The organism is Enterobacter cloacae complex sp. 302F9 (genome assembly GCF_050030335.1).
Classification (GTDB): domain Bacteria; phylum Pseudomonadota; class Gammaproteobacteria; order Enterobacterales; family Enterobacteriaceae; genus Enterobacter; species Enterobacter hormaechei_C.
The window spans coordinates 773,998-790,642 of sequence record NZ_JBLGUC010000001.1; the positions used below are offsets into that span (position 1 = coordinate 773,998).

At 54.9% G+C, this 16,645-nt stretch carries 14 protein-coding genes; all 14 read left to right on the forward strand.

Features of this window, described 5'->3' with window-relative positions; translation table 11 throughout:
* Positions 1-230 precede the first annotated feature (230 nt).
* On the forward strand, positions 231-1,175 hold the full coding sequence (leuO, locus tag ACQG0T_RS03695; protein WP_017383788.1) for a transcriptional regulator LeuO: 945 nt from the start codon (positions 231-233) through the stop codon (positions 1,173-1,175).
* Between the two features lie 376 nt (positions 1,176-1,551).
* Positions 1,552-3,276 carry an acetolactate synthase 3 large subunit gene (gene ilvI / locus ACQG0T_RS03700; protein WP_015572665.1) on the forward strand — a complete coding sequence of 575 codons (1,725 nt, stop codon included), beginning with the start codon at positions 1,552-1,554 and terminating at the stop codon, positions 3,274-3,276.
* Position 3,277: 1 nt separating this feature from the next.
* The gene (ilvN, locus tag ACQG0T_RS03705) at positions 3,278-3,769 is read left to right on the forward strand and encodes an acetolactate synthase small subunit (RefSeq protein ID WP_003856371.1); all 492 of its coding nucleotides are present in this window, start codon (positions 3,278-3,280) and stop codon (positions 3,767-3,769) included.
* A 179-nt stretch (positions 3,770-3,948) separates the two neighbouring features.
* Positions 3,949-4,953, forward strand: a complete 1,005-nt coding sequence (gene cra / locus ACQG0T_RS03710; RefSeq protein WP_003856369.1) for a catabolite repressor/activator — start codon at positions 3,949-3,951, stop codon at positions 4,951-4,953.
* 591 nt (positions 4,954-5,544) lie between these two features.
* A complete protein-coding gene (mraZ, locus tag ACQG0T_RS03715; RefSeq protein WP_006810119.1) occupies positions 5,545-6,003 on the forward strand; it encodes a division/cell wall cluster transcriptional repressor MraZ in 459 nt (152 codons plus the stop codon).
* 2 nt (positions 6,004-6,005) lie between these two features.
* Positions 6,006-6,947: a 16S rRNA (cytosine(1402)-N(4))-methyltransferase RsmH gene (gene rsmH / locus ACQG0T_RS03720; protein ID WP_003856366.1), complete on the forward strand. Its 942-nt coding sequence runs from the start codon at positions 6,006-6,008 to the stop codon at positions 6,945-6,947.
* Positions 6,944-7,309 carry a cell division protein FtsL gene (ftsL, locus tag ACQG0T_RS03725; RefSeq protein ID WP_003856363.1) on the forward strand — a complete coding sequence of 122 codons (366 nt, stop codon included), beginning with the start codon at positions 6,944-6,946 and terminating at the stop codon, positions 7,307-7,309. The genes rsmH and ftsL overlap by 4 nt, the downstream gene beginning before the upstream one ends.
* Before the next feature lie 15 nt (positions 7,310-7,324).
* Positions 7,325-9,091: a peptidoglycan glycosyltransferase FtsI gene (ftsI, locus tag ACQG0T_RS03730; protein ID WP_003856361.1), complete on the forward strand. Its 1,767-nt coding sequence runs from the start codon at positions 7,325-7,327 to the stop codon at positions 9,089-9,091.
* Positions 9,078-10,565 carry a UDP-N-acetylmuramoyl-L-alanyl-D-glutamate--2,6-diaminopimelate ligase gene (gene murE, locus ACQG0T_RS03735; RefSeq protein WP_271040550.1) on the forward strand — a complete coding sequence of 496 codons (1,488 nt, stop codon included), beginning with the start codon at positions 9,078-9,080 and terminating at the stop codon, positions 10,563-10,565. The genes ftsI and murE overlap by 14 nt, the downstream gene beginning before the upstream one ends.
* Positions 10,562-11,920, forward strand: a complete 1,359-nt coding sequence (murF, locus tag ACQG0T_RS03740; RefSeq protein WP_017383785.1) for a UDP-N-acetylmuramoyl-tripeptide--D-alanyl-D-alanine ligase — start codon at positions 10,562-10,564, stop codon at positions 11,918-11,920. The genes murE and murF overlap by 4 nt, the downstream gene beginning before the upstream one ends.
* Positions 11,914-12,996, forward strand: a complete 1,083-nt coding sequence (gene mraY, locus ACQG0T_RS03745) for a phospho-N-acetylmuramoyl-pentapeptide-transferase (RefSeq protein WP_003856353.1) — start codon at positions 11,914-11,916, stop codon at positions 12,994-12,996. The genes murF and mraY overlap by 7 nt, the downstream gene beginning before the upstream one ends.
* Before the next feature lie 2 nt (positions 12,997-12,998).
* Positions 12,999-14,315: a UDP-N-acetylmuramoyl-L-alanine--D-glutamate ligase gene (gene murD, locus ACQG0T_RS03750; protein WP_017694517.1), complete on the forward strand. Its 1,317-nt coding sequence runs from the start codon at positions 12,999-13,001 to the stop codon at positions 14,313-14,315.
* Positions 14,315-15,559 carry a cell division protein FtsW gene (gene ftsW, locus ACQG0T_RS03755; RefSeq protein WP_006810115.1) on the forward strand — a complete coding sequence of 415 codons (1,245 nt, stop codon included), beginning with the start codon at positions 14,315-14,317 and terminating at the stop codon, positions 15,557-15,559. Before murD ends, ftsW begins: the two co-directional genes overlap by 1 nt.
* Positions 15,556-16,620 (forward strand): undecaprenyldiphospho-muramoylpentapeptide beta-N-acetylglucosaminyltransferase, encoded by a 1,065-nt coding sequence (gene murG, locus ACQG0T_RS03760; RefSeq protein ID WP_017383783.1) that lies wholly within the window; start codon positions 15,556-15,558, stop codon positions 16,618-16,620. Before ftsW ends, murG begins: the two co-directional genes overlap by 4 nt.
* Positions 16,621-16,645 lie beyond the last annotated feature (25 nt).

Sequence of the window (16,645 nt, forward strand, 5' to 3'; positions counted from 1 at the left end):
TTGCCAGCTTTATGGTTTCATGCCTGCATTAAAGTTTTAGATATCATTTGAACGATTTTTAGCTCTTCATTCAGGGGATGCTTAATGGCATCTCTTGAATGAGGGTTCTTTATATATTCTGAATTTTAAATAATTTCCTTTCGCTTGTTGTATATGCATGGTAAATCATATTTTTCGAAGTTATTACTGTACTTTGGCAAAGGGAATTTAGCGTGACAGTGGAGTCAGAAATGCCAGAAAATAATATTAACCAACCACAGCCTTATGATGGGGTTAAGCCTCAGTTACGCACAGTGGATCTCAACCTGTTAACTGTATTTGATGCAGTTATGCAGGAGCAGAATATTACGCGAGCAGCGCAATCTCTGGGAATGTCTCAACCTGCCGTGAGTAATGCCGTAGCCAGACTTAAGGTGATGTTTAACGACGAGTTATTCGTCCGGTATGGAAGAGGTATCCAGCCCACGGCGCGTGCATTCCAGCTATTCGGTTCGATTCGTCAGGCGCTACAGCTGGTTCAAAATGAGCTTCCTGGCTCAGGGTTTGAACCTTTAAGCAGTGAGCGGGTTTTCCATCTCTGTGTTTGCAGTCCGTTAGACAATTATTTGACGTCTGTTATATATAATAAAGTTGAACAGATTGCTCCTAATATTCATCTCGTTTTTAAATCATCTTTAAATCAAAACACTGAGCACCAGCTTCGTTATCAGGAAACGGAGTTCGTTCTGGGCTACGAAGAGTTTCGCCGTCCAGAGTTTGCCTGTGTTCCGTTGTTTAAAGATGAAATGGTGTTAGTCGCCAGCAAAAAACATCCACGCATGAATTCGCCGCTGCGTGAAAGCGATGTTTACAGCGAGCAGCATGCCGTTGTTGCTCTGGACAGATATGCTTCGTTCAGTCAGCCGTGGTATGACACTGCCGATAAACAAGCCAGCGTGGCCTATCAGGGGATGGCGATGGTCAGCGTTTTAAATGTCGTTTCTCAGACGCAGCTAGTCGCTATTGCACCGCGCTGGCTTGCTGAAGAGTTCTCCGATTCGCTGAGCCTGCAAATTTTACCTCTGCCGCTCAAGCTGAATAGCCGTACCTGTTATCTTTCCTGGCATGAAGCGGCGGGGCGGGATAAAGGGCACCAGTGGATGGAAGAGTTGCTGATCAATATTTGTCGTCGATAAGTCAGGGTGAATAAACCGCATGGTGACATGCGGTTTATTCTGTGATTTTTTATGCAGGCAATATTTTGTTCTGTGCGCATTTTTTCAGACGCTCAGGGCGGCTTAAAAATAGATGATTTCCTGATCCATCCTCTTTTTAAGAGATGAATTATTAGCGTCTCCCCTCATACCAGACGAATTCACCATATTCGTGTCTGACAGCTATTTTTTCTGCTTTTATTGCCCATTCCCGCATTCCGTTTGCTAATTGCCTGCCTCATAACGAGCGGTTAAGGTATCCCTCACTCTGCACATTATAAGATGGGTTTACCCTGTCAGAAGACGGCGCGGAAATGAATTCTGTTGACCGTCTATAACAAAAGCCTGGAGGCAAAGCATGGAGATGTTGTCTGGCGCGGAAATGGTCGTCCGATCGCTTATCGATCAGGGCGTGAAACAAGTGTTTGGCTATCCCGGAGGCGCGGTTCTCGATATTTATGACGCGCTGCACACGGTAGGCGGTATTGATCATGTTCTGGTTCGTCATGAACAGGCTGCTGTGCATATGGCTGACGGCCTGGCCCGCGCCACGGGAGAAGTGGGTGTAGTGCTGGTCACTTCGGGGCCGGGAGCGACCAATGCCATCACCGGCATTGCGACTGCGTATATGGACTCTATTCCACTGGTCATTCTCTCCGGACAGGTGGCGACGTCACTGATTGGCTATGATGCGTTTCAGGAATGCGACATGGTGGGGATCTCACGCCCCGTGGTGAAGCACAGCTTTCTGGTTAAGCAAACGGAAGATATCCCGGGCGTGCTGAAAAAAGCCTTCTGGCTGGCCGCCAGCGGTCGTCCTGGGCCAGTGGTTGTCGATCTGCCAAAAGATATTCTCAATCCCGCGAATAAACTGCCTTACCTGTGGCCTGAGTCGGTGAGCATGCGTTCGTATAATCCGACGACGCAAGGGCACAAAGGCCAGATTAAGCGTGCGCTGCAAACGCTGCTGGCTGCGAAAAAGCCCGTAGTCTATGTGGGGGGCGGCGCCGTCAATGCAGCCTGTGAAACGCAACTACGCGAACTGATTGAGAAGCTGAATCTTCCTGTCGCGTCATCGCTGATGGGGCTGGGGGCATTCCCGGCTACCCACCGTCAGGCGCTGGGCATGCTGGGTATGCATGGCACCTATGAAGCCAATATGACGATGCACCATTCTGATGTGATTTTTGCCGTCGGCGTACGTTTTGACGATCGCACCACCAATAACCTGGCGAAATACTGTCCGAATGCGACGGTGCTACACATTGATATCGATCCTACTTCTATCTCTAAAACGGTGCCGGCGGATGTGCCCATCGTGGGGGACGCACGACAGGTGCTGGATCAAATGTTGGAACTGCTGGCGCAGGAGACCGCCTCTCAACCGCTGGATGAGATCCGTGACTGGTGGCAGCAAATCGAACAATGGCGCGGCCGTCAGTGCCTTAAATACGACACGCAGAGTGAAAACATCAAGCCGCAGGCGGTGATCGAGACGATCTGGCATCTGACCAAAGGCGAGGCGTATGTCACTTCTGACGTAGGCCAGCATCAGATGTTCGCTGCGTTGTATTACCCGTTTGATAAACCGCGTCGCTGGATCAACTCAGGCGGGCTTGGCACGATGGGCTTTGGTCTGCCCGCCGCGCTGGGGGTGAAGCTGGCGTTGCCGAACGAAACGGTTATCTGCGTAACGGGTGATGGCAGTATACAGATGAATATTCAGGAGCTTTCTACTGCGCTGCAATATGAGTTGCCAGTGCTGGTGCTTAACCTGAATAACGGTTACCTCGGTATGGTGAAGCAGTGGCAGGATATGATTTATTCCGGCCGTCACTCTCAGTCTTATATGAAGTCACTTCCGGACTTTGTCCGTCTGGCTGAAGCCTATGGTCATATTGGCATGCGGGTAACCGATCCGTCAGAGCTGGAAGCGAAGCTCGGCGAAGCGCTTGAGCACGTTAAAAACAATCGCCTCGTCTTCATGGACGTCATCGTCGACGGCACAGAGCACGTTTATCCGATGCATATCCGTGGCGGTGGTATGGATGAAATGTGGTTAAGCAAAACGGAGAGAACCTGATATGCGCCGGATATTATCTGTATTACTGGAAAATGAGTCGGGCGCACTGTCACGCGTCATTGGGCTTTTTGCGCAGCGCGGATACAACATTGAAAGCCTGACCGTTGCGCCGACCGATGATCCAACGCTCTCCCGCATGACGATCCAGACTGTCGGCGATGCGAAAGTGCTTGAGCAGATCGAAAAGCAATTGCACAAGCTGGTGGACGTGTTGCGCGTCAGCGAGCTGGGGCAGGGGGCTTACGTCGAACGTGAAGTGATGCTGGTGAAAATTCAGGCCAGCGGTTATGGCCGTGAAGAGGTCAAGCGTAACACGGATATTTTCCGTGGGCAGATCATTGACGTCACGCCTTCTATATATACTGTGCAGCTTGCCGGAACGAGCGATAAGCTGGATGCGTTCCTGGCCTCCGTCAGGGATGTGGCAAAAATTGTTGAAGTTGCGCGCTCTGGCGTTGTTGGCCTCTCGCGCGGCGATAAAATCATGCGTTAGTTGCGCAAAAGGTTCGCCTCTTTCAGCCCGGTAGCCAAAGCCGGGCTTTTTTTTGCGTAATCCGCCGACAACGCGGACAAAAGCGGTTGCCGTGAAAGCTATTCTGCGTTTAGATGTTAAAATATTTAACCATAACCTTGACAGGGCCATGGACTTTTTTCTTTTTTTGAGGGGCAATTGTGAAACTGGATGAAATCGCCCGGCTCGCCGGCGTGTCGAGAACCACGGCCAGCTATGTGATTAACGGTAAAGCAAAGCAGTATCGTGTCAGCGATAAGACCGTTGAGAAAGTGATGGCAGTCGTTCGTGAGCATAATTACCATCCGAATGCTGTCGCCGCAGGTTTACGTGCCGGACGCACCCGCTCGATTGGCCTGGTGATCCCGGATCTGGAAAACACCAGCTATACCCGCATCGCCAACTATCTTGAACGTCAGGCTCGTCAGCGGGGCTATCAGCTGTTGATTGCCTGCTCCGAGGATCAGCCCGACAACGAGATGCGCTGCATTGAGCATCTGCTGCAACGTCAGGTTGACGCCATCATCGTGTCGACCTCTTTACCACCCGAGCATCCTTTCTATCAGCGCTGGGCGAACGATCCATTCCCGATTGTGGCGCTGGATCGTGCTTTGGATCGTGAACATTTCACCAGCGTCGTAGGTGCCGATCAGGACGATGCAGAAATGCTGGCTGCCGAGCTGCGTACCTTCCCGGCGGAAACGGTGCTCTATCTTGGCGCTTTGCCTGAACTATCCGTGAGCTTCCTGCGTGAACAAGGGTTCCGTACGGCGTGGAAAGACGATCCGCGTGACGTTCATTATCTGTATGCCAACAGCTATGAGCGCGAAGCGGCTGCTCAGCTGTTCGAGAAATGGCTGGAAACGCACCCGATGCCGCAGGCGTTGTTTACCACCTCGTTTGCCCTGTTGCAGGGGGTGATGGACGTGACGTTACGTCGCGATGGCAAGCTGCCATCCGATCTGGCGATTGCGACCTTCGGCGATAACGAACTGCTCGACTTCCTGCAATGTCCGGTGCTGGCCGTGGCTCAGCGTCACCGCGACGTCGCCGAGCGCGTGCTTGAGATTGTTCTGGCAAGCCTGGATGAACCTCGCAAACCGAAACCCGGGCTTACGCGTATCAAACGTAATCTCTATCGGCGCGGGATTTTGAGCCGCCATTAATATTTCCACAGGGGCGGTAAAACTGCCCCTTTTGCGGCGCATTTATTGCGGGAAATAATTCCCGGATAAAAATTAGGATTTATCTCTAAGATTCGTAGCCGGCTATTTTTCTGAATCCGTTTTGGCGTTAAAAAGCGCAATTATATTTTTTAACGGGCATTCTTTTGTATTGTTTTGTTACAAACAGCCGCCAGCCGATGAATATTCAGCCATTTTTTACTCTCCCCTTTAGCCCTCAATGTACACGAACGAATCCATATTGCCTTGCGCTTAATCTGGTGCTGTTATCCCCCGGCGATATGCCTTAAAATGCTGCCCGCGTCGCAAACTGACACTTTATATTTCCCTGCGATGATATTGAGTGAATCTTAACGCTCGTGTGCATATTCGGTTTTTTTCTTACAAATATTCATAACGTTAATTTTGCCTCGCCAGTTGTGTAGTTATTAGCCAGGTCACTCTTGCTCTGTAAATACGGTGCTTTCGCGCCGGTATAGAGAGAGTCCTGGCTTGACAAGCTTTTCCCTCGCTCCGTAAACTCCTTCAGGTGGGAATTTGTGGGTTAAAGTGGTGAGGAGGGGTGAGGCTGGCATGTTCCGTGGAGCAACGTTAGTCAATCTCGACAGCAAAGGTCGTTTATCGGTACCAACCCGATACCGCGACCAGCTGATTGAGAACGCTTCGGGTCAACTGGTTTGCACCATTGACATCAACTCCCCCTGCCTGCTGCTTTACCCTTTGCCTGAATGGGAAATCATTGAGCAAAAGCTGTCGCGACTGTCGAGCATGAACCCGCAAGAACGCCGCGTGCAGCGGTTGTTATTGGGACATGCCAGTGAATGTCAGATGGATAGCGCCGGGCGATTATTGATTGCGCCTGTGTTGCGACAACATGCCGGTCTGACTAAAGAAGTGATGCTGGTCGGGCAGTTCAACAAGTTTGAACTGTGGGACGAAACGACCTGGTATCAACAGGTCAAGGAAGATATCGACGCTGAGCAGTCTGATTCCGCAACATTATCGGAACGGCTGCGGGACTTGTCTCTATAAATATGATGGAAAATTATAAACATACAACGGTGCTGCTGGATGAGGCCGTTAACGGCCTGAATATTCGTCCAGACGGCATCTATATTGATGGCACTTTTGGTCGCGGTGGTCACTCGCGTTTGATCCTCTCCCAGCTTGGAGCGGAAGGACGCCTGCTGGCAATTGACCGCGATCCGCAGGCGATTGCCGTTGCGCAAACCATCGATGATCCTCGCTTTTCCATCGTGCATGGACCTTTCTCTGCGCTTGCGGATTATGTCGCTGAGCGCGGCCTGACCGGCAAGATCGACGGGATTCTCCTCGATCTTGGCGTCTCTTCACCACAGCTTGATGATGCAGAACGCGGCTTCTCCTTTATGCGTGATGGGCCGCTGGATATGCGTATGGACCCCACTCGTGGCCAGTCTGCCGCTGAATGGTTACAAACTGCTGACGAAGCGGATATTGCCTGGGTAATCAAAACCTTCGGTGAAGAACGCTTTGGCAAACGTATTGCGCGCGCCATCGTGGAGCGCAACCGCGTTGAGCCAATGACCCGTACCAAAGAGCTGGCAGAAGTCATCGCGGCGGCAACGCCGGTGAAGGACAAGCACAAACATCCTGCGACCCGTACCTTCCAGGCGGTTCGTATCTGGGTAAACAGTGAACTGGAGGAAATAGAGCTGGCGCTAAAAAGCTCGCTCGACGTGCTGGCCCCGGGTGGGCGGTTATCCATCATCAGCTTCCATTCGCTGGAAGATCGCATCGTAAAACGCTTTATGCGTGAACAGAGCCGCGGTCCGCAGGTTCCAGCTGGGCTGCCGATGACGGAAGAACAACTCAGAAAGCTGGGAGGCCGTCAGTTGCGAGCATTAGGCAAGTTGATGCCGGGCGAAGAAGAGGTGGCAGAGAATCCACGTGCCCGTAGTTCAGTGCTGCGTATTGCAGAGAGGACGAACGCATGATCAGCAGAGTGACAGAAACCCTAAGCAAAGTTAAGGGATCGTTAGGAAGCAACGAGCGCCATGCTTTGCCTGGCGTGATCGGCGACGATCTTTTGCGGTTTGGGAAGCTGCCACTCTGCTTGTTCATTTGCATCATTGTGACGGCAGTCATGGTGGTCACCACCGCTCACCATACCCGTTTATTGACTGCGCAGCGCGAACAGATGGTACTGGAACGCGATGCGCTGGATATTGAATGGCGAAATCTGATCCTTGAAGAAAACGCGCTCGGCGATCACAGCCGGGTTGAGCGGATCGCAACGGAAAAACTGCAATTACAGCATGTTGATCCTTCGCAGGAAAATATCGTAGTACAAAAATAAGGGAAAACGCGACGCATGAAAGCAGCGGCAAAAACGCTAAAACCAAAACGCCAGGAAGAACAGGCCAACTTTGTCAGTTGGCGTTTTGCGTTGCTTTGCGGCTGCATTTTACTGGCGCTGGGTTTCCTGCTGGGACGCGTGGCGTGGCTACAAATCATCGCGCCTGACATGCTGGTACGTCAGGGTGATATGCGTTCTCTGCGCGTGCAGGAAGTTTCTACCTCTCGTGGGATGATCACCGATCGTTCCGGCCGTCCGCTGGCGGTGAGCGTGCCGGTGAAGGCGATCTGGGCCGATCCGAAAGAGTTACACGATGCAGGCGGGATCACCCTTGATAACCGCTGGAAGGCGCTGTCAGACGCGTTGAAAATGCCGCTGGATCAGCTGGCGTCGCGCGTTAACGCCAACCCGAAAGGGCGCTTTATCTATCTTGCCCGTCAGGTGAACCCTGACATGGCTGACTACATTAAGAAACTGAAGCTGCCGGGCATTCATCTGCGGGAAGAATCCCGCCGTTACTATCCTTCGGGCGAAGTCACCGCGCACCTGATTGGCTTTACCAACGTGGATAGCCAGGGGATTGAGGGCGTTGAAAAAAGCTTCGACAAGTGGCTTACCGGCCAGCCTGGCGAGCGAATCGTGCGTAAAGACCGCTATGGTCGCGTCATTGAAGACATTTCCTCGACAGACAGCCAGGCCGCGCACAACCTGGCCCTGAGTATTGATGAACGCTTGCAGGCGCTGGTCTATCGTGAGCTGAACAACGCCGTCGCGTTTAACAAGGCGGAATCGGGCAGCGCCGTGCTGGTGGATGTGGCGACAGGTGAAGTGCTGGCGATGGCCAGTAGCCCCTCATACAACCCGAATAATTTTGCCGGTACAGCAAAAGATGCAATGCGTAACCGCTCCATCACCGATGTGTTTGAACCCGGCTCAACCGTAAAACCTATGGTGGTGATGACGGCTCTACAGCGAGGCATCGTCAACGAAAATACCGTTCTGAATACGATCCCTTATCGAATTAACGGTCACGAAATCAAAGACGTGGCACGTTACAGCGAACTGACCCTGACCGGGGTCTTACAGAAGTCGAGTAACGTCGGTGTGTCAAAACTGGCGTTAGCGATGCCGTCCTCAGCGTTAGTAGATACTTACTCACGTTTTGGGCTGGGAAAGGCGACCAATTTGGGGTTGGTCGGAGAACGCAGTGGCTTATATCCTCAAAAACAACGGTGGTCTGACATAGAGAGGGCCACCTTCTCTTTCGGCTACGGGCTAATGGTAACTCCCTTACAGTTAGCGCGAGTCTACGCAACGATTGGCAGCTATGGCATTTATCGTCCGCTGTCGATCACCAAAGTTGATCCACCGGTTCCGGGGGAACGTGTTTTCCCGGAATCTATCGTTCGTACCGTCGTGCATATGATGGAAAGCGTCGCGTTACCTGGCGGTGGCGGCGTGAAGGCCGCAATTAAGGGCTATCGTATCGCCATTAAAACCGGTACAGCGAAAAAAGTGGGGCCGGACGGCCGCTATATCAACAAATACATTGCCTATACCGCAGGCGTAGCGCCTGCAAGCAATCCGCGTTTTGCGCTGGTGGTCGTCATCAACGATCCGCAGGCGGGTAAATACTACGGCGGCGCCGTCTCCGCGCCTGTGTTCGGGGCTATTATGGGCGGCGTGTTGCGCACCATGAACATTGAACCGGATGCGCTGGCGACGGGCGAAAAAAGTGAATTTGTAATTAATCAAGGCGAGGGAACAGGTGGCAGATCGTAATTTGCGCGACCTTCTTGCTCCGTGGGTGCCTATGCTACCTGCGCGAGCACTGCGAGAGATGGTACTGGACAGCCGCGTAGCGGCTTCTGGCGATCTTTTTGTGGCAGTAGTGGGTCATCAGGCGGACGGGCGTCGTTATATCCCGCAGGCGATTGCGCAAGGTGTTGCTGCCATTATTGCTGAGGCCAAAGATGAGGCAACAGACGGTGAGATCCGTGAAATGCACGGCGTGCCGGTCATCTATCTCAGCCAGCTGAATGAGCGTCTCTCCGCGCTGGCAGGACGTTTTTACAACGAACCTTCCGACCAGTTAAAGCTGGTTGGCGTGACAGGAACCAACGGAAAAACCACCACCACTCAGCTGATGGCGCAGTGGGCGCAGCTGCTGGGCGAAGCCGGTGCCGTCATGGGCACGGTGGGGAACGGTCTTCTGGGCAAAGTAAGCCCGACGGAAAACACTACAAGCTCGGCGGTTGACGTGCAGCGTGTGCTGGCGGGCCTCGCTGAGCAGGGGGCGACCTTCGCTGCGATGGAAGTCTCTTCCCATGGTCTGGTACAACATCGCGTGGCGGCCCTGAAATTTGCTGCCTCTGTCTTTACTAACCTGAGCCGCGATCACCTTGATTATCATGGTGATATGGAGCACTACGAAGCGGCGAAATGGCTGCTTTATTCCACTCACCACCACGGGCAGGCGATCATTAACGCCGACGACGAAGTCGGTCGCCGCTGGCTGGAAAAACTGCCGGATGCGGTGGCGGTGTCGATGGAAGATCGCATTAATCCGAACTGCCGCGGCCGCTGGCTGAAGGCGGTCGAGGTGAACTACCACGATAGTGGGGCGACGATCCGCTTCGCTTCCACCTGGGGCGAAGGTGAAATTGAAAGCCGCCTGATGGGGGCCTTTAACGTCAGTAACCTGCTGCTGGCGCTGGCGACGCTGCTGGCGCTGGGCTACCCGATGGCGGATCTGCTGAAAACGTCTGAGCGTTTGCAACCGGTCTGTGGCCGCATGGAAGTGTTCAGCGCGCCGGGCAAGCCGACGGTGGTCGTGGATTACGCACACACGCCGGATGCGCTGGAAAAAGCGCTGGAAGCGGCGCGTCTGCACTGCGCAGGCAAGCTCTGGTGCGTGTTTGGCTGCGGTGGCGATCGCGACAAGGGCAAACGTCCGCTGATGGGCGCCATAGCTGAGCAGTTCGCGGATATTCCCGTGGTAACCGATGACAACCCGCGTACCGAAGAGCCGCGGGCCATTATCAATGACATTCTGGCGGGCATGCTGGATGCGGGTCGTGCGCGCGTGGTCGAAGGCCGTGCGGAGGCCGTGACTAACGCCATTATGCAGGCGCAGGAGAACGATGTGGTTCTGCTGGCCGGTAAAGGTCATGAAGATTATCAGATCGTCGGCAATCGTCGTCTGGATTACTCCGACCGCGTGACGGCAGCGCGTCTGCTGGGAGTGGTGGCATGATTAGCATTACGTTAAGCCAGGCCGCTGCGGTATTGCAGGGGATGCTGCATGGTCAGGATCTAACCATTGAGGCTGTGACCACCGACACCCGTAAGGTGACGGCGGGCTGCCTGTTTGTGGCGCTGAAGGGCGAGCGTTTTGACGCCCACGATTTTGCGCAACAGGCTAAAGATAACGGCGCGGGCGCGCTGCTGGTCAGCCGTAAGCTCGATATCGATTTGCCGCAGATTGTGGTGAAAGATACGCGCCTGGCGTTTGGCGAGCTGGCGGCATGGGTTCGCCAGCAGGTGCCAACACGCGTCGTGGCGCTGACGGGCTCGTCGGGTAAAACCTCCGTTAAAGAGATGACGGCGGCGATCCTTAGCCAGTGCGGTAACACGCTTTATACGGCGGGCAACCTTAATAATGACATCGGTGTACCGATGACGCTGCTGCGCCTGACCCACGAGCATGAATATGCGGTGATTGAGTTAGGGGCTAACCATCAGGGCGAAATCGCCTGGACCGTGAGCCTGACGCGTCCGGAAGCTGCGCTGGTGAATAACCTGGCGGCGGCACATCTTGAAGGTTTTGGTTCGCTGGCCGGTGTGGCGAAAGCGAAAGGTGAAATTTATACCGGACTGCCGGATGACGGCATCGCCATTATGAACGCCGATAACAACGACTGGCTGAACTGGCAGAGCATCATTGGTTCACGCAAAACCTGGCGCTTCTCACCGAATGCGGCAAACAGTGATTTTTCGGCGACCAACATTCATGTGACGTCACACGGCACCGAGTTCACCCTCACGACCCCAACGGGCGACATCGAGGTGCTGCTGCCCCTGCCCGGTCGTCATAACATTGCCAATGCGCTTGCTGCGACAGCGCTCTCAATGGCGGTAGGTGCCTCACACGCGGCGATCAAAGCAGGTCTGGCAAATTTAAAAGCCGTGCCGGGGCGTCTTTTCCCGATCCAGCTGGCTGAAAACAAACTTCTGCTGGATGACTCCTACAACGCTAACGTCGGCTCCATGACGGCGGCCGTGCAGGTCTTGTCTGAGATGCCGGGCTATCGCGTGATGGTTGTGGGCGATATGGCCGAGCTGGGTGATGAAAGCGAAGCCTGCCATGTTCAGGTGGGTGAAGCGGCGAAAGCCGCCGGGCTTGACCGCGTATTGAGCGCAGGCACGCTGAGCAAGGCCATTTCCGATGCCAGTGAAGTTGGCGAACATTTTGCCGATAAATCTGCACTGATCGAACGCCTGAAGGCATTGATTACAGAAAAACAGATTGTGACTGTTTTAGTTAAAGGTTCACGTAGTGCCGCCATGGAAGAGGTTGTGCACGCATTACAGGAGAACGGGACATGTTAGTTTGGCTGGCCGAACATTTGGTCAAATATTACTCAGGCTTTAACGTCTTTTCCTATCTGACGTTTCGCGCCATCGTCAGCCTGCTGACTGCGCTGTTCATCTCGCTGTGGATGGGCCCGCGCATGATTGCCCGTCTGCAAAAACTCTCTTTCGGCCAGGTTGTACGCAACGATGGTCCGGAATCGCACTTCAGCAAGCGCGGTACGCCGACCATGGGCGGGATCATGATCCTGACCGCAATTGTGGTGTCCGTTCTGCTGTGGGCCTATCCGTCTAACCCCTACGTCTGGTGCGTGCTGACCGTGCTGGTTGGCTATGGGATCATCGGTTTTGTTGATGACTACCGCAAAGTCGTGCGCAAAGACACCAAAGGTTTGATCGCCCGCTGGAAGTATTTCTGGATGTCGGTGATTGCGCTGGGCGTGGCCTTCGCGCTTTATCTGGCAGGAAAAGACACCCCGGCCACCGAGCTGGTGGTGCCGTTCTTCAAAGACGTGATGCCGCAATTGGGGCTGTTCTACATTCTGCTGGCTTACTTTGTGATCGTCGGCACCGGCAATGCCGTCAACCTGACCGATGGTCTGGACGGCCTGGCCATCATGCCAACCGTGTTTGTCGCGGGCGGTTTCGCGCTGGTGGCGTGGGCGACCGGTAACATGAACTTTGCAAACTACCTGCACATCCCGTACCTGCGACATGCGGGTGAGCTGGTGATCGTCTGTACGGCGATTGTCGGGGCGGGGCTGGGCTTCCTGTGGTTTAACACCTATCCGGCGCAGGTCTTTATGGGCGACGTCGGTTCACTGGCGCTGGGCGGCGCGCTGGGCATTATCGCCGTGCTGCTGCGTCAGGAGTTCCTGCTGGTGATCATGGGCGGTGTGTTTGTGGTTGAGACGCTGTCGGTGATTTTGCAGGTCGGTTCCTTCAAGCTGCGCGGTCAGCGCATCTTCCGTATGGCACCGATTCACCACCACTATGAACTGAAAGGCTGGCCGGAGCCGCGCGTCATTGTGCGCTTCTGGATTATTTCGCTGATGCTGGTGCTGATTGGCCTGGCAACGCTGAAGGTACGTTAATCATGGCAGATTACCAGGGCAAAAAAGTCGTTATCATCGGGTTAGGCCTCACCGGCCTCTCCTGCGTGGACTTTTTCCTTGCGCGTGGCGTGACGCCGCGCGTGATGGATACGCGCGTCTCTCCGTCGGGTCTGGACAAGCTGCCGGAGCAGGTTGAACGCCACCTGGGTGGTCTGAATGATGAGTGGCTGCTGGCCGCCGATCTGATTGTTGCCAGCCCCGGTATGGCGCTGGCGCATCCTTCCCTGAGCGCCGCCGCGGATGCGGGCGTTGAGATTGTCGGCGATATCGAACTGTTCTGCCGGGAGGCGCAGGCCCCGATCGTCGCCATTACCGGTTCAAACGGTAAAAGCACCGTCACCACGCTGGTGGGGGAAATGGCGAAGGCGGCGGGCAAAAATGTCGGCGTGGGCGGTAACATTGGTCTGCCCGCTCTGATGCTGCTTGATAAAGGGTGTGAGCTGTTCGTCCTTGAGCTTTCCAGCTTCCAGCTGGAAACCACTTCAAGCCTGCATGCGGCGGCGGCGACGATCCTAAACGTCACCGAAGATCATATGGACAGATACCCGTTCGGCTTGCAGCAGTACCGTGCGGCCAAACTGCGCGTTTATGAAAATGCCAAAGTTTGCGTAGTGAATGCCGATGATGCACTCACCATGCCGGTGCGCGGCGCAGACGAACGCTGCATTAGCTTCGGTATTAACATGGGTGACTATCACCTTAATCGTCAGCAGGGCGAAACCTGGCTACGCGTGAAAGGTGAGAAAGTGCTGAACGTGAAAGAGATGATGCTCTCCGGCCAGCATAACTACACCAATGCTCTGGCGGCGCTGGCGCTGGCGGATGCCGTTGGCCTGCCGCGATCTTCAAGCCTGAAGGCGCTCACCACCTTTACCGGCCTGGCGCACCGCTTCCAGCTGGCGCTGGAGCACAACGGCGTACGCTGGATTAATGATTCCAAAGCGACCAACGTGGGTAGCACCGAGGCGGCACTGAACGGTTTGCACGTTGATGGCACGCTATACCTGCTGCTGGGCGGCGACGGTAAATCGGCTGACTTCTCCTCGCTAAAGCAGTACCTCAACGGTGATAACGTGCGCCTGTATTGCTTTGGCCGCGATGGCAGCGAGCTGGCAGCGTTGCGTCCTGAAGTCGCCGAGCAAACCGAGACCATGGAGCAGGCGATGCGCCTCATCGCCCCACGCGTGAAGCCCGGCGATATGGTACTGCTCTCACCAGCCTGTGCCAGCCTCGATCAATTCAAGAGTTTCGAACAGCGGGGTGATGTCTTTACCCGCCTGGCGAAGGAGTTAGGCTGATGCGTTTATCTCTCCCTCGCCTGAAAATGCCGCGCCTGCCAGGATTTGGTATCCTGGTATGGCTGTTTACGGCGCTGAAAGGCTGGGTGATGGCTTCCCGGGATAAAGATTCCGACAGCCTGATCATGTACGACCGCACGCTGTTTTGGCTCACGCTGGGGCTGGCGGCGATCGGCTTTATTATGGTCACCTCGGCGTCAATGCCTGTCGGACAGCGTCTGGCAAACGACCCGTTCCTGTTTGCCAAGCGTGACGGGCTGTACATCATTCTCGCGTTCTGCCTGGCAATGATCACCTTACGCCTGCCGATGTCGTTCTGGCAGCGGCACAGTACAGCCATGCTCATCGCCTCAATCATCATGCTGTTGATCGTTCTGGTTGTCGGGAGCTCCGTTAACGGGGCATCACGCTGGATTGCCTTTGGCCCACTGCGTATTCAGCCCGCGGAGTTCACCAAACTGTCGTTGTTCTGCTACCTGGCTAACTACCTGGTGCGTAAAGTTGACGAAGTTCGTAACAACCTTCGTGGCTTCTTAAAACCGATGGGCGTGATTCTGGTCCTCGCGATCCTGCTGCTGGCGCAGCCCGACCTCGGTACGGTAGTCGTACTGTTTGTCACTACGCTGGCGATGCTGTTCCTGGCGGGCGCAAAACTGTGGCAGTTCATTGCCATCATCGGGATGGGGATTTCGGCGGTGGTGCTGCTGATCCTCGCCGAGCCCTACCGTATCCGCCGTGTGACCTCGTTCTGGAACCCATGGGAAGATCCGTTCGGCAGCGGTTACCAGCTGACGCAGTCGCTGATGGCGTTTGGCCGCGGCGAAGTCTGGGGTCAAGGCCTGGGCAACTCGGTACAAAAACTGGAGTATTTACCGGAGGCGCACACCGACTTCATCTTCTCCATTATTGGGGAAGAACTGGGTTATATCGGTGTGGTATTGGCGCTATTAATGGTATTCTTCGTCGCTTTCCGCGCCATGTCGATTGGCCGGAAAGCGCTGGAGATCGATCACCGCTTCTCCGGTTTCCTGGCCTGCTCAATTGGTATCTGGTTTAGCTTCCAGGCGCTGGTAAACGTTGGGGCGGCAGCGGGTATGCTGCCGACCAAAGGTCTGACGTTGCCGTTGATCAGTTATGGTGGTTCGAGTCTGTTGATCATGTCGACGGCCATCATGTTTTTGTTACGCATAGATTATGAAACGCGTCTGGAGAAAGCTCAGGCGTTTACACGAGGTTCACGATGAATCAACCGAAGCGGTTAATGGTGATGGCAGGCGGTACCGGTGGACACGTGTTCCCGGGACTGGCGGTTGCGCACCATTTAATGGAACAGGGCTGGCAGGTACGCTGGCTGGGAACCGCAGACCGCATGGAAGCCGATCTGGTACCTAAACACGGTATCGAGATCGACTTTATTCGTATTTCTGGCCTTCGTGGCAAAGGGATCAAGGCGCAGCTGCTGGCGCCGGTGCGCATTTTCAATGCCTGGCGTCAGGCGCGCGCCATTATGAAGCGTTTTAAGCCTGACGTCGTTCTGGGCATGGGCGGTTACGTTTCCGGTCCGGGCGGACTGGCGGCGTGGTCACTGGGCATCCCCGTTGTTCTGCATGAGCAGAACGGTATTGCCGGGTTGACCAACAAATGGCTGGCAAAAATCGCCACCAAAGTTATGCAGGCCTTCCCCGGGGCATTCCCGAAAGCGGATGTCGTAGGGAATCCGGTACGTGTGGACGTGCTGGCGCTGCCGCTGCCAGATACGCGTCTGGCGGGTCGCGAAGGGCCGGTGCGCGTGCTGGTCGTCGGCGGTTCCCAGGGCGCACGTATTTTAAACCAGACGATGCCGCAGGTTGCGGCAAAACTGGGTGATGCGGTGACCATCTGGCACCAGAGCGGGAAGGGCGCTCAGCAGACCGTTGAGCAGGCCTACGTGCAGGAAGGTCAGCCGCAGCATAAAGTGACTGAATTTATTGATGATATGGCCGCAGCCTATGCCTGGGCCGATGTTGTGGTCTGTCGCTCGGGCGCGCTGACGGTGAGCGAAATCGCCGCCGCCGGTTTACCGGCGCTGTTTGTGCCGTTCCAGCACAAAGACCGACAGCAGTACTGGAATGCGCTGCCGCTTGAGAAAGCGGGCGCAGCGAAGATTTTTGAGCAGCCACAATTTACCGCTGATGCGGTCGCCACTACCCTGGCGGGCTGGAACCGGGATGTATTACTGGAGATGGCGCAACGCGCACGCGCGACCGCTATCCCGGATGCAACGGAACGGGTGGCAAAAGAAGTAAGCCTGGCAGCCCAGGCATAATTCTCGCAGTGCGTGTTGCGCTGCA

Bases quoted from the DNA above. Each gene is read 5' to 3' on its own strand.
- murD (WP_017694517.1), top strand. From the start codon at position 12,999: ATGGCAGATTACCAGGGCAAAAAAGTCGTTATCATCGGGTTAGGCCTC.
- leuO (WP_017383788.1), top strand. From the start codon at position 231: ATGCCAGAAAATAATATTAACCAACCACAGCCTTATGATGGGGTTAAG.
- mraZ (WP_006810119.1), top strand. From the start codon at position 5,545: ATGTTCCGTGGAGCAACGTTAGTCAATCTCGACAGCAAAGGTCGTTTA.
- ftsI (WP_003856361.1), top strand. From the start codon at position 7,325: ATGAAAGCAGCGGCAAAAACGCTAAAACCAAAACGCCAGGAAGAACAG.
- murF (WP_017383785.1), top strand. From the start codon at position 10,562: ATGATTAGCATTACGTTAAGCCAGGCCGCTGCGGTATTGCAGGGGATG.
- ftsW (WP_006810115.1), top strand. From the start codon at position 14,315: ATGCGTTTATCTCTCCCTCGCCTGAAAATGCCGCGCCTGCCAGGATTT.
- murG (WP_017383783.1), top strand. From the start codon at position 15,556: ATGAATCAACCGAAGCGGTTAATGGTGATGGCAGGCGGTACCGGTGGA.
- rsmH (WP_003856366.1), top strand. From the start codon at position 6,006: ATGATGGAAAATTATAAACATACAACGGTGCTGCTGGATGAGGCCGTT.
- ilvN (WP_003856371.1), top strand. From the start codon at position 3,278: ATGCGCCGGATATTATCTGTATTACTGGAAAATGAGTCGGGCGCACTG.
- mraY (WP_003856353.1), top strand. From the start codon at position 11,914: ATGTTAGTTTGGCTGGCCGAACATTTGGTCAAATATTACTCAGGCTTT.
- ftsL (WP_003856363.1), top strand. From the start codon at position 6,944: ATGATCAGCAGAGTGACAGAAACCCTAAGCAAAGTTAAGGGATCGTTA.
- ilvI (WP_015572665.1), top strand. From the start codon at position 1,552: ATGGAGATGTTGTCTGGCGCGGAAATGGTCGTCCGATCGCTTATCGAT.